Origin of the sequence: Variovorax sp. Varisp36 (assembly GCF_047304235.1) — a bacterium.
GTDB lineage: Bacteria > Pseudomonadota > Gammaproteobacteria > Burkholderiales > Burkholderiaceae_C > Variovorax.
Map to the genome: position 1 here is coordinate 43,842 of NZ_JBGLYU010000040.1, position 12,646 is coordinate 56,487.

A 12,646-nucleotide genomic window follows, 5' to 3' on the forward strand; every position below is an offset into this window, starting at 1 on the left:
CTTGCGCCGGCGAGGCGCCAGAATCGGCCGAAAGGGTCATTCGCGGGCCAGCCACGCAAGCGCCTCGTCACGCGAGGTGAAGAACCGGCAGAAGTGCCCGCGCCGGGCTTCCCGCAGGTATTCCTCGAAGCGTGCGCCGTGATCGGCGAGCGGCGACATCACCACCGCGGTTCGCAGCCGGTAGGTCTGCAGCTTCTGGAGGAACTCGCCCGCGAAACGCGTCCGAAGCTCGAAGAATGCGGGCGGGAGCGCGCCCACATCGAGCAGCAGGCGGTCGGTGTCGTGCGACATGCAGGCGCCCACCAGGTCCGTGGCCTCGCCCACGTTCTGCAGCGGCGACGTCCATTCGAGGACGACGAAGGGACCGATCTGGTGGCGGATGGCATTCAAGGGCATCAGGGGCCTCAGGGATTTCAGTGGCTTGGGGGCCATGGGGTGGACGGCCGGATTCTCGCGGGCGCCCAGTTCTGATCGATTTCCCTGGCGTCGCGGTGGTTGCAGGCGAATGGGGCGATGCTGCCACCAAACACCCGGCCGGACGCGGGGCGCACGCGGCCACCTAAAATGCCCGGTTCCCCGTCCGCCTCTCACCTCCGAGTCACTCCCGAAAGCGCCCTCCCCGATGTCCGCCCCGCGCAAGCTCTTCGTCACCACCGCCCTGCCGTATGCCAACGGCAAGTTCCACATCGGCCACATGATGGAGTACATCCAGGCCGACATCTGGGTGCGGAACCAGCGGATGAACGGCGCCGAGGTCAACTTCGTCTGTGCCGACGACGCCCACGGCGCGGCCATCACCATCGCGGCCGACAAGGCCGGCGTGACGCCGCAGGCCTTCGTGGCCGAGATCGCCGCGGGCCGCAAGCCCTACCTCGACGGCTACTTCATCTCGTTCGACAACTGGCACTCGACCGACGCGCCCGAGAACCACCAGCTCGCGCAGGACATCTACCGCGACCTGCGCGCCAACGGCCTCATCGAGACCAAGAGCGTGGAGCAGTTCTACGACCCCGAAAAGGGCATGTTCCTGGCCGACCGCTTCATCAAGGGCGAGTGCCCCAACTGCCATTCGAAGGACCAGTACGGCGACAACTGCGAGGTGTGCGGCGCCGTGTACGCGCCCACCGAGCTGATCAACCCCTACTCGGCACTGTCGGGCGCCAAGCCCGAGCTGCGCAGCTCCGATCACTTCTTCTTCAAGCTGTCGGACCCGCGCTGCGAGGCCTACCTGAAGGAATGGACTGCCGCTGCCGGCCACGTTCAGAGCGAGGTGCAGAACAAGATCCGCGAGTGGCTCTACAAGGACGACGAAGGCAAGGGCGGCCTCGGCGACTGGGACATCAGCCGCGACGCGCCCTACTTCGGCATCGAAATCCCCGATGCGCCGGGCAAGTACTTCTACGTATGGTTGGACGCGCCCGTGGGCTACCTGGCGTCGCTGAAGAACCTGCTCGACAAGCGCTGCATCGAGCTCGGCGGCGACGGCATCTCGTACACCGAGTACATGGCCGACCCCGACCTGGAGCAGGTGCATTTCATCGGCAAGGACATCATTACCTTCCACACGCTGTTCTGGCCCGCGATGCTGCACTTCAGCGGCCGCAAGGCGCCCGATGCCGTGTACGTGCACGGCCACCTGACGGTGAGCGGCGAGAAGATGAGCAAGAGCCGCGGCACGGGCATCGACCCGCTGAGGTACCTGTCGATCGGGCTCGACCCCGAATGGCTGCGCTACTACATCGCGGCCAAGCTCAATGGCCGCAACGAGGACATCGACTTCAACCCCGAGGATTTCGTCGCGCGCGTCAACAGCGACCTCGTGGGCAAGTACATCAACATCGCGAGCCGCGCGGCCGGCTTCATCGGCAAGCGCTTCGGCGGCCAGCTGGGCGAGGTGTCGGCCGACGGCGACGCGCTGCTGTTCGCGCTGCGCGATGCGGCGCCGCAGCTGCATTCGCTGTACGACGGCCGCGACTACGCCCGCGCGCTGCGCGAGGTGATGGCGCTGGCCGACAAGGTGAACGAGTACGTCGACCAGAACAAGCCCTGGGAGCTGGCCAAGAAGGAAGGCGCCGAGGCACGGCTGCACGACGTGTGCACGGTCTGCATCGAAGCCTTCCGCCTGCTCACGCTGTACCTGAAGCCGGTGCTGCCGGCGCTGGCCGTGAACGTCGAAGCCTTCCTGAAGATCTCGCCGCTGGCCTGGGCGGATGCCGCGCAGTCGCTGGCGGCGGGCCACGCCATCGGCGAGTACAAGCACCTGATGCAGCGTGCCGACGCCAAGGTGGTCGACAAGCTGTTCGACGCGCCCGAACCCGCACCGGCCGCCGCCTCCTCGGAAGGCGCACTGCCGGGCGGTGAAGCCATCGCGCCCACCATCACCATCGACGACTTCGCCAAGATCGACCTGCGCATCGCGAAGATCGTCGCCTGCGAGAAGGTCGAGGGCTCGACCAAGCTGCTGCGCCTGACGCTCGACGCGGGCGAGGGAAAGACGCGCAACGTGTTCAGCGGCATTGCTTCCGCCTATCAGCCCGAGCAGCTCGTGGGCAAGCTCACCGTGCTGGTCGCCAACCTGGCACCGCGCAAGATGAAGTTCGGCATCAGCGAAGGCATGGTGCTGGCCGCCAGCCACGGCGACGAGAAGGCCCATCCGGGCATCCACGTGCTGGAACCGTGGCCGGGCGCAACGCCGGGCATGCGGGTTCGCTGATCGCAAGGGACATCGCATGGCCACGCTGCTGCATCGCGCCCTTCTGCTGCTCTCGCTTTCCGCCCTGTTGAGCGGCTGCGCCGTGGTGTCGGTGGCGAGCACCGCAGTGAGCGTGGGCGCCGGCGCGGTGGGCCTCGCCGCCGACGCGGCCATCGGCACCGCGCGCATCACCGGCAAGGCCGTGGGCGCGGCGGCCGATGCGGTGATTCCCGACAGCGAGTAGGCAGCGGCAACTCAGTCAGTCCGCCAGGCCCAGCCGGGCCAGGTGGGGCGGCGTGCGCGGCGCCTTTTCCTTGCGCACGAAGGCTGACCTCAGCCCCGCATGCGGCTCGCGGGCATCGAAGAAATTGCGGCGCATGTGCGTCAGCTCTTCGTCGCGGTACTTCTGCAGCGGCTTCACCGACTCGTCCTGCGCGCGAACCGCCTTCTTCTGCGCGATGCGCTCGGCCAGAACCGGCGAGGCGGCCAGCTGCGCCGCCATGCGGACCACCTCGTCGCCCAGCTCCTCCGGCGCGGCCTGCAGCACGCGCTGCGCCATGCCGAGCTCGACCGCGCGCTTCGCGCTCACCGGCAGCGCCGACTGCGTGAGCCGCTGCGCCTCGCTCTCGCCCACGCGGCGCGGCAGGATGTAGGTCCAGTATTCGGAGCCATGGAGGCCCATCAGCTTGTAGTGCGGATTGAGCACGGCGCCATCGCGGCACCACACCTCGTCGGCCGCCAGCGCGAGCATCACGCCGCCGGCCGCCGCATTGCCGCCGAGCGCGGACACGGTGAGCCTGTCGGTGGTGGTCAGCACCGCTTCGACCAAATCGTTCATCGCGTGGATGTTGGCCCACGACTCTTCGGCAGGATCGTCGGCCGCCTCGATCACGTTGAGATGGATGCCGTTGGAGAAGAAGTCGCGCAGCCCGCCCAGCACCAGCACCGAGGTCGGCCGGGTCAGCGCGAAGCGGTAGGCCTCCAACAGCCGCCGGCAATGCACGGTGCTCATCGCGCCACCGGCAAACGAGAAGTTCAGCATACCGACCGTACCGTGCTCGCTGTAGCGGATGTCGGACCAGGTGCGGCGCGCGGCCGGCAACTGCAGCGGCGCCGGCACCTCGGGCACTTCCGCAGGCAGCAGGTCTCCGAGCGCCTGCGCGGCCGGCAGCTTGAAGCCGGGCAGCCGCGAGCCCGGCTCGCGCCAGGGCCGCAGTTGCGCGATCCACACAGCGCCGTCGACGGTGGCGCGGCAGATGGCCCCGGCGCGGGTGGCGATCAGCTCGCCGGGCCTGCCGCGCAGCTCGTCCTCGGGATGGCCGCCGTGCAGATACCACTGCACGCCCAGCAGTTCGTCGAGCACGCCGGGCTGCGAATCGGCCGCGCGCAGCTGGCGCAGCACCACTTCGGTCGGATCGGCCGCCCAGTCGATGCGGCGCTGCGCCTGCTTCATGAAGGGCCGCCAACCGGCGGACAGGGCGGCGGCCTTCTGCTTCCGGGGCTTGTACTTGCCGGAGGCAAAGCGCTCCACCGCGAGCAACACCGCGTCGAGCGCGGCATCGGCGACCTCGCCACGGTAGAAGTCGCTCTTGCCGGCCAGCGGCGGCACCTTGAGCGGCGACCAGGCCCAGACATCGCCCGCGTCCATCTCGGCCACGGCTTCGAGCACGGTGACACCCCAGCTTTGCGCGCCGTCCTGCAGCGTCCAGTCGAGCGACGAGGGGCCCCGGTCGCCCGGCGGCCCGGGATGCACGATCAGGCAGGTGTGGCCGGTCCAGACATCCTCGGGGATCGCGGTGGTCAGCATCGGCGCCACGATGAGCTGCGGCGAATGATCCCGCACGGCTTCGCGCAAGGCATCGTCATTGCCGAGGGCCAGCTCCACTCCCACGGTATGGCCACGATCCTGGAGTTCGGCAAGAACCCGTTGCGTCAGGCTGTTGAACGCGCTTGCGACAAGCAGGATGTGCATCGAGGGCCTCGGTAATGTCGGCGACGAAATGTCAATGAATGTCAAAAATGTATCTGCATCTTTCTCATTGGATAAGTTGATCGAAAGTTCGCATGGGGCCAGCAGTCCACAATGGGCATCCCATGCAATCCCCGCTGAACCTCACCCGTTTCCGCCCCCGCCTGATGGACTCGCTCGCGGGGTACAACCGCGAGCGCTTCTTCAAGGACCTGGGCGCGGGCGCCACGGTCGGCATCGTGGCGCTGCCGCTGGCCATGGCCTTCGCCATCGCCTCGGGGCTGAAGCCCGAAGCCGGCATCTGGACGGCGATCATCGCGGGCTTCCTGATCTCGCTGCTGGGCGGCTCGGCGGTGCAGATCGGCGGGCCGGCGGGGGCGTTCATCGTGATCGTCTACGGCATCGTCGAGCGCTACGGCGTGGCGAACCTGCTGATCTCGACCGCCTGCGCAGGCGTGCTGTTGTTCATGGCGGGGCTGTTCGGGCTCGGGCGGCTGGTGCGCTTCGTGCCGCTGTCGATCGTGGTGGGCTTCACCAACGGCATCGCGGTGCTGATCCTGCTGTCGCAGCTGAAGGACCTGCTCGGGCTGACAGTGGCGAAGATGCCGGCCGACGTGTTCTCCCAGCTGCACGCGATGGCGCTGCAGATCGGCACCTTCAACCCCTATGCCTTCGCGCTCGGCATCGCCTGCGTGGCCGGGCTGGCGCTGTGGCCGCTGCTGCTGAGCGGCGACTCGAAGGTGGGCACCGCGGTACTGCGCGTCGCGGGCCGGGTGGCGCGCACGCGCGCCGTGCAGGTGGGTGCACGCATGCCAGGGCCCATCGTGGCGCTGGTCACGCTGACGCTGGTGTCATGGGGCTTCGCGCTGCCGGTGGAAACCATCGGCACGCGCTTCGGCGGCATTCCCGAAGGCGTGCCGGGCTTCGCATTGCCCGACTTCTCGTGGGAAACGGTGAAGCAACTCGTGACGCCCACGCTCACCATCGCGCTGCTCGGCGCCATCGAGTCGCTGCTGTGCGCACGCGTGTCGGACCAGCTCAGCGGCCAGCCGCGCCACGACCCCAACCAGGAGCTGATGGCGCAGGGCATTGCGAACGTCGTCACGCCCTTCTTCGGCGGCATGCCGGCCACCGGCACCATCGCGCGCACCGTGACGAACATCCGCTCGGGCGGCACCTCGCCGATCGCGGGCATCGTGCATGCGATCACGCTGCTCGTCGTGGTGCTGCTGGCCGCGCCGCTGGCGCGCCACGTGCCGCTCGCGGTGCTGGCAGGCATCCTGGTGTTCGTGGGACTGAACATGGGCGAATGGCGTGAGTTCACGCCCACCCAGCTGCGGCATTTCAGCCGGCACTACCGGCTGCTGATGCTCGGCACCTTCTTTCTCACCGTGGTGTTCGACCTGACGGTGGCGGTGCAGGCAGGCATCGTGCTGGCCTGCGCGCTCTTCATCCGGCGCATGAGCGGGCTGTTCGGCGTCGAGCTGGTGACGCTGCAGCCGCCGGTGATCACCTACCGCCTCTACGGCGCGATGTTCTTCGGTGCAGCCGCGAAGCTCGACGAGGCGGTGAACGCCGCCGAGCGCGCGCCGCGTGGCATGACGCTGGTGCTGGACGCCACGCACCTGATCTACATCGATGCCACGGGCGTCGATGCGCTGCGGCAGCTGCACCGTGCGGTGCTGGCGCGCGACGGACAGTTGCGCATCGAGTCGCTGCAGCCGCAGCCGCTCGAGGTGCTGGAGCGCTCGGGTTTCGCCGAGGAACTGACGACCAGCCGGCCCGGCGCGGGCCACGGCGCCTGAACGCTACGGCGCCTCGGTGCCGCGGTCGGGCGAGGAGCCGCTGCGCACCACGCGCTGGTCGTCGTTCAGCGTGGCAGTGAAGACCATGGCCGAGTTCGGCGGCTGCACCCAGCGCCATTCCCATTCGGTCTCGCGCTTGAGCGCATAGGGCGTGACCTTGGCGGGCTTGCCGAGCAGCTTGCGCAGGTCTTCCATCATCATCCCGGGCTGCACCTTGGCGAAGTTCTGTTGCGTGAGCACCTGGCGCAGCGCACTCATCTTGCCGTCGGCGCCGATGGTGATCATGTAGTTCTTCTGGCCCTGCGGCTGGCGGTTGTATTCGAGGACGCGGCCGTTCGGCGCGTCCCAGATGTTCTCGGGCTCGCCGAACCGGGCCCGCACGTCGGCCTCGGTGGAGACGCCCTCTTCGAGCTCGCTGATGTTCTTCGGGTCGCATGCCGCGAGCCCGATGACCGCCGCCAGAAACCCTGTTGCCATGCCGATCCGCCACCCTTGCCGTTGCTTCATGCCGTCCCCGGTAAAATTCGCGCCATAAAGGTCCAGTCTATGTCCATCTTCCGCCGCCCCCACTACACCTCCGAGATCACGAACTTCATCGAGGAGATGAAGGAAAAGAAGCCGACGCTGGAGGCCGAACAGCGCGCCGGCCGCGCCCTTCTCTGGGACAAGCACCTCGACCGCGGCCTGCTCGAGGAGTACAGCGAAGCCCGCGTGCCGATGCAGCCCTACGTCTACCAGACGCAATCCAAGTAATCTTCTTGATGCCGAATTGGCAGCAAATGCCCGTCCGCATTGCGTCGGTCGCTATTAAAACAATAGTGACCAGCCGATGAGCGAAGACGAGGACAACGGCACGCTGGTGGTCGCCATGCCCGACGTGGTCGACCAGGTCGCGCTCGCGAGGCTCTATGGCGAGCCGCTGTTCGCGATGCCGAAGGACCTGTACATCCCGCCCGAGGCGTTGCAGGTGTTCCTGGAGGCCTTCGAAGGCCCGCTGGACTTGCTGCTCTACCTGATCCGCAAGCAGAACTTCAACATCCTCGACATCCCGATGGCGGGGCTCACGCGCCAGTACCTGAGCTACGTCGACGAGATCCGCCAGACGAACCTCGAACTCGCGGCCGAGTATCTGCTGATGGCCGCGATGCTGATCGAGATCAAGTCGCGCATGCTGCTGCCGCCCAAGAAGGTGGCAGACGGCGAGGAGGCCGAAGACCCGCGCGCCGAACTCGTGCGCCGCCTGCTCGAGTACGAACAGACCAAGCTGCAGGCCGCCGCCATCAGCGCCATGCCGACCTACGGCCGCGACTTCTGGAAGGCACAGGTCTACATCGAACAATCGCTGAAGCCGCGCTTCCCCGACGTGGACGTGGTCGAGCTGCGCGACGCCTGGGCCGACATCATGAAGCGCGCCAAGCTCGTGCAGCACCACAAGATCTCGCGCGAAGAGCTCAACGTGCGCGAGCACATGAGCATCGTGCTGCGCCACCTGCAGGGGCAGCGCTTCGTGGAGTTCGAGAAGCTGTTCGACGTGTCGCGCGGCACGCCGGTGCTGATCGTCACCTTCATCGCGATGCTCGAGCTCGCGAAGGAGACGCTGATCGACATCACGCAGGCGGAAGCCTTCGCCCCCATCTACGTCAGATTGGCCTATTCGCCAGCCTGACCCAACCGGTCCCTATACCCAGTGACCCCAGTGACTTCCGCCGTGCGCGATTTCGACGTCCTCATCGTCGGCAGCGGCCTTGCCGGCCTCTCGGCCGCGCTGCACCTGGCCCCCACGCATCGCGTGGCCGTGCTGACCAAGCGCGCGCTGAACGACGGCTCCAGCGCCTGGGCGCAGGGCGGCATCGCGGCCGTGCTGGCGGCCGGCGACACCTTCGACGCGCACATCGAAGACACGCTGGTGGCCGGCGCCGGCCTGTGCGATCCCGGGGCCACGCGCTTCGTGGTCGAGCATGCGCCCGAGGCCATCGGCTGGCTGCGCGAACTCGGCGTGCCGTTCTCGGAAGAAGGCGGCGACCTGCACCTGACGCGCGAAGGCGGCCACAGCCAGCGCCGCATCGTGCACGTGACCGACGCCACCGGCGCGGCCGTGCAGCAGGTGCTGATCGAGCGCGTGCGCCGCACGCCCAACATCACGCTGTTCGAGCACCACACGCTGGTCGACCTCGTCACCGGCACCAAGCTCGGCCTGGACGATCCGTCGTGCCAGGGGCTGTACGCGCTGGACGACGAAGCCGACGAGGTGCTGGCCTTCCGCGCGCCGCACACCATCCTGGCCACGGGCGGCGCGGGCAAGGTGTACCTGTACACCACCAACCCCGACACCGCCACCGGCGACGGCATTGCCGCCGCGTGGCGCGCGGGCTGCCGGGTGTCGAACATGGAGTTCATCCAGTTCCACCCGACCTGCCTGTACCACCCGCACGCCAAATCCTTCCTGATAAGCGAGGCGGTGCGCGGCGAAGGCGGGCTGCTCAAGCTGCCCGATGGCACGCGCTTCATGCCGAAGCACGATGAGCGCGCCGAACTCGCGCCGCGCGACGTGGTGGCCCGCGCCATCGACTTCGAGATGAAGAAGCACGGCCTGGACTGCGTTTACCTCGACATCTCGCACCAGCCAGCCGCCTTCCTCAAGGAACACTTCCCCAACATCCTGGCGCGCTGCCTGGAGCTGGGCATCGACATCACGCGCGAGCCCATACCCGTAGTGCCGGCTGCGCATTACACCTGCGGCGGCGTGCTCAGCGACCTGAGCGGGCGCACCGACGTCCCGGGTCTCTACGCCATCGGCGAGACCGCCTGCACCGGCCTGCACGGCGCCAACCGCCTCGCGAGCAACTCGCTGGTCGAGTGCATGGTGTTCGCGCGCGCGGCGGCCGGCGCCATTGCCGCGGCTCCGGCGCGCGAACGAGCCGAGCTGCCCGCCTGGGACGAGAGCCGCGTCACCGATGCCGACGAAGCCGTGGTCATCTCGCACAACTGGGACGAGCTGCGCCGCTTCATGTGGGACTACGTCAGCATCGTGCGCACCAACAAGCGCCTGGAGCGCGCGAGCCACCGCATCGCGCTGCTGCAGGCCGAGATCCAGGAGTTCTACGCGAACTTCCACGTCACGCGCGACCTGCTCGAACTGCGCAACCTGGTGCAGGTGGCCGAGCTGATCGTGCGCTCCGCGCAGGCCCGCCACGAGAGCCGGGGCCTGCATTTCAGCCGCGACTACCCCTCGCTCGCCGAGCCCACCGCGCCCACGGTGCTGGTGCCGCCGGCCGACTGACCGACCCACCGCTTCGTTGTCTTCTTCACTCAAGGATGCCCGGCCACCGACGCCCGCAGGGAGAAACCCAACCATGTCGAACATCACACCCCCCGCACCCGAGACACCACCGTCCTCGCCCTACGGCACGCTGCCACCAGCCTCCCCGCTCGCCTCGCGCAAGCCCGTGAGCCTGCCGCGCCTGGCCGACATGCATGCGCGCGGCGAGAAGATCGCGATGCTCACTGCCTATGACGCCACCTTCGCAGCGATGGCCGACGCCGCGGGCATCGACTGCCTGCTGGTCGGCGATTCGCTCGGCATGGTCTGCCAGGGCCTGAACAGCACGGTGGGCGTGAGCCTGGACACCATGCGCTATCACACCGACAGCGTCTCGCGCGGCCTGCGCCGCGTGCAGGGCACGGCCTGGCTGATTGCCGACCTGCCCTTCGGCAGCTACCAGGAGTCGCGCGAACAGGCGCTGCGCAGCGCCACGGTGCTGATGCAGGCCGGCGCGCACATGGTCAAGCTGGAAGGCGGCGGCTGGACGACCGAGACTGTGCGCTTCCTGGTCGAGCGCGGCATCCCGGTGTGCGCGCACCTCGGCCTGACGCCGCAGACGGTGCATGCGCTGGGTGGCTACCGCGTGCAGGGCAAGGGCGACGCCGCCGGCGCACTGCTGAAGCAGCAGGCCCATGCGCTGCAGGACGCGGGCGCCGCGATGCTGGTGCTGGAGATGGTGCCGGCCGCGCTGGCCGCCGAACTCACGGCCGGGCTGCAGCACTGCGCCACCATCGGCATCGGCGCCGGCAAGGCCACCGCCGGCCAGGTGCTGGTGTTGCACGACATGCTGGGCATCAACCTCGGCAAGATGCCGAAGTTCGTGCGCAACTTCATGGCCGACGCGCCGGGCGTGCTGCCCGCGCTCAAGGCCTATGTGCAGGCCGTCAAGGACGGCAGCTTCCCCGACGACCGACTCCACGCCTGGTAAGGAACCGCTCATGTACATCGCACACACCATCGCCGAACTGCGCGACCACCTCGCCGCCTTCAAGCGCCCCGCCTTCGTTCCCACCATGGGCAACCTGCACGACGGCCACCTGGCCCTGGTGAAGCAGGCGAAACCGCTGGGCGACGTGACGGTGGCGAGCATCTTCGTGAACCGCCTGCAGTTCCTGCCGCACGAAGACTTCGACACCTACCCGCGCACCTGGGACAGCGACTGCGAGAAGCTGCGCGCCGCCGGCTGCGACGTGCTGTTCGCGCCCGACGAAAAGGCGCTCTACCCCGAACCGCAGACCTGCAAGGTGCACCCCGACCCTGCCCTGGCCGACATCCTCGAAGGGCACTTTCGCCCCGGCTTCTTCATCGGCGTGTGCACGGTGGTGATGAAGCTCTTTCAGTGCGTACAGCCGCGCGTGGCCGTGTTCGGCAAGAAGGACTACCAGCAGCTGATGATGATCCGCCACATGGTGCGGCAGTTCGCGCTGCCCATCGAGATCGTGGGCGGCGAGACATTCCGCGCAGATGACGGGCTCGCACTGTCGTCGCGCAACGGCTACCTGAGCATGGACGAGCGCGCGGAAGCGGTTCAGCTGTCGAAGGCGCTGAAGGCCATGGCCGAGGCGGTGCGATCAGGCGAACGCGACCTTGCCGCGATCGAAGCGCGGGCCATGCAAACGCTCACGCAGCGCGGCTGGCAGCCGGACTACCTGGTGCTGCGGCGCCGCGCCGACCTGCAAGCACCTGCCGTCGGCGAACCGCTCGTGGCGCTGGCCGCCGCGCGCCTGGGCACCACGCGGCTGATCGACAACCTGGAGATCGAAGCTCCCTCCGCCTTATGACTTACAGCGTCAAGGAAATCTTCTACACCCTGCAAGGCGAAGGCGGCCAGGCCGGCATGCCGGCCGTGTTCTGCCGCTTTGCGGGCTGCAATCTCTGGACCGGCCGCGAGGAAGATCGAGCCTCGGCCATCTGCCGTTTCTGCGACACCGACTTCGTGGGCACCGACGGCACGCTGGGCGGCAAGTTCAAGAATGCCGGGCAGCTCGCTGACACCATCGCCGCGCAATGGCCGGCAAACGACGCCGAGCATCGCCTCGTGGTGCTGACCGGCGGCGAGCCGCTGCTGCAGGTCGATACGGCGCTGGTCGACGCGCTGCACGCGCGGCGCTTCCGCATCGCAGTCGAGAGCAACGGCACGGTCGAGGCGCCCGAGGGCATCGACTGGCTGTGCATCAGCCCCAAGGCCGGCGCGCCGTGGGTGCAGCAGCGCGGCCAGGAGCTGAAGCTGGTATGGCCGCAGACCGACTTCGACCTAGACACGATGGCGCGCACGGGCGAGTTCACGCACCGTTTCCTGCAGCCGATGGACGGGCCCGACCGGATCGCGAACACCGAGCTTTGCATTGCCGAATGCATGAAGCAGCCCGTGTGGCGGCTCAGCGTTCAGACGCACAAGATCACTGGCATCCGCTGAGACGGCGGCACTTTTTCCCTTTCAGAGTTTCTTTTTTCTTGACGATGCGCTTCACCATCAGCCAACGCTTTTTCTTCGACGCCGCCCACACGCTGAAGCGCGAGATCGAAATCGAAGGCAGCCGCCGTATCCACGGCCACACGTACCACGCGGAGGTCTGGCTCGCGGGCGAACGCGATCCGGTGACGGGGATGGTGATCGACCTGGGGTTGCTGCGCCGGCGGCTGGAAGAGGTGCGCGAGCTGCTGGACCATCACCTGCTGGACGACGTGCCGGGGCTGCATCCGCCGACGCTGGAGAACCTGTGCGTGTTCATCGCGGATGCGCTGCCGGACTTGCGGCCATCGCTGGCGCGGGTGAAGGTGTGGCGGGAGGCGATGGGCGATTCCTGCACCGTGGATTTCTAGGTTTTATCCCTCCCCCGCTGGGGGAGGGCGGGGGT

13 protein-coding genes are annotated in these 12,646 nt (G+C 67.9%); 10 read left to right on the forward strand and 3 right to left on the reverse strand.

The genetic code is table 11. The features are described from left to right. Positions 1-36 precede the first annotated feature (36 nt). Positions 37-396, reverse strand: a complete 360-nt coding sequence (locus ACCD11_RS21320; RefSeq protein WP_413315372.1) for a DUF4180 domain-containing protein — start codon at positions 394-396, stop codon at positions 37-39. Between the two features lie 226 nt (positions 397-622). Between ACCD11_RS21320 and metG the strand changes: the two genes are divergently transcribed. Next, the gene (metG, locus tag ACCD11_RS21325; RefSeq protein WP_413315373.1) at positions 623-2,713 is read left to right on the forward strand and encodes a methionine--tRNA ligase; all 2,091 of its coding nucleotides are present in this window, start codon (positions 623-625) and stop codon (positions 2,711-2,713) included. 16 nt (positions 2,714-2,729) lie between these two features. Then, positions 2,730-2,936, forward strand: coding sequence for a hypothetical protein (locus tag ACCD11_RS21330; protein WP_007837614.1), 207 nt, complete (start codon positions 2,730-2,732; stop codon positions 2,934-2,936). Between the two features lie 15 nt (positions 2,937-2,951). Here the strand turns inward: ACCD11_RS21330 and ACCD11_RS21335 are convergent, their stop codons facing one another. Continuing rightward, positions 2,952-4,664: an enoyl-CoA hydratase-related protein gene (locus tag ACCD11_RS21335; RefSeq protein ID WP_413315374.1), complete on the reverse strand. Its 1,713-nt coding sequence runs from the start codon at positions 4,662-4,664 to the stop codon at positions 2,952-2,954. 122 nt (positions 4,665-4,786) lie between these two features. On the opposite strand from ACCD11_RS21335, the gene ACCD11_RS21340 reads away from it, so the two are divergent. Further along, positions 4,787-6,466: a SulP family inorganic anion transporter gene (locus ACCD11_RS21340; RefSeq protein ID WP_413315375.1), complete on the forward strand. Its 1,680-nt coding sequence runs from the start codon at positions 4,787-4,789 to the stop codon at positions 6,464-6,466. 3 nt (positions 6,467-6,469) lie between these two features. Here the strand turns inward: ACCD11_RS21340 and ACCD11_RS21345 are convergent, their stop codons facing one another. Further along, positions 6,470-6,943: an outer membrane protein assembly factor BamE gene (locus ACCD11_RS21345; RefSeq protein WP_413315376.1), complete on the reverse strand. Its 474-nt coding sequence runs from the start codon at positions 6,941-6,943 to the stop codon at positions 6,470-6,472. A gap of 69 nt (positions 6,944-7,012) precedes the next feature. Here ACCD11_RS21345 and ACCD11_RS21350 point away from each other — a divergent pair, with 69 nt between their 5' ends. The 7 genes from ACCD11_RS21350 to ACCD11_RS21380 all read left to right on the forward strand — a co-directional run bounded on the left by ACCD11_RS21350 (position 7,013) and on the right by ACCD11_RS21380 (position 12,611). After that, positions 7,013-7,219, forward strand: coding sequence for a DUF3460 family protein (locus tag ACCD11_RS21350; protein ID WP_007837597.1), 207 nt, complete (start codon positions 7,013-7,015; stop codon positions 7,217-7,219). A gap of 76 nt (positions 7,220-7,295) precedes the next feature. After that, complete coding sequence (locus ACCD11_RS21355; protein WP_007837595.1) at positions 7,296-8,132, forward strand: segregation and condensation protein A; 837 nt, start codon at positions 7,296-7,298, stop codon at positions 8,130-8,132. A gap of 42 nt (positions 8,133-8,174) precedes the next feature. Then, complete coding sequence (gene nadB, locus ACCD11_RS21360; RefSeq protein ID WP_413315380.1) at positions 8,175-9,746, forward strand: L-aspartate oxidase; 1,572 nt, start codon at positions 8,175-8,177, stop codon at positions 9,744-9,746. A gap of 73 nt (positions 9,747-9,819) precedes the next feature. After that, positions 9,820-10,716, forward strand: coding sequence for a 3-methyl-2-oxobutanoate hydroxymethyltransferase (gene panB, locus ACCD11_RS21365; protein ID WP_413315377.1), 897 nt, complete (start codon positions 9,820-9,822; stop codon positions 10,714-10,716). 10 nt (positions 10,717-10,726) lie between these two features. After that, positions 10,727-11,569 (forward strand): pantoate--beta-alanine ligase, encoded by an 843-nt coding sequence (gene panC, locus ACCD11_RS21370; protein ID WP_007837590.1) that lies wholly within the window; start codon positions 10,727-10,729, stop codon positions 11,567-11,569. After that, the gene (queE, locus tag ACCD11_RS21375; RefSeq protein WP_413315378.1) at positions 11,566-12,204 is read left to right on the forward strand and encodes a 7-carboxy-7-deazaguanine synthase; all 639 of its coding nucleotides are present in this window, start codon (positions 11,566-11,568) and stop codon (positions 12,202-12,204) included. Before panC ends, queE begins: the two co-directional genes overlap by 4 nt. A gap of 44 nt (positions 12,205-12,248) precedes the next feature. Beyond that, positions 12,249-12,611 carry a 6-carboxytetrahydropterin synthase gene (locus ACCD11_RS21380; protein WP_413315381.1) on the forward strand — a complete coding sequence of 121 codons (363 nt, stop codon included), beginning with the start codon at positions 12,249-12,251 and terminating at the stop codon, positions 12,609-12,611. Positions 12,612-12,646: the final 35 nt, after the last annotated feature.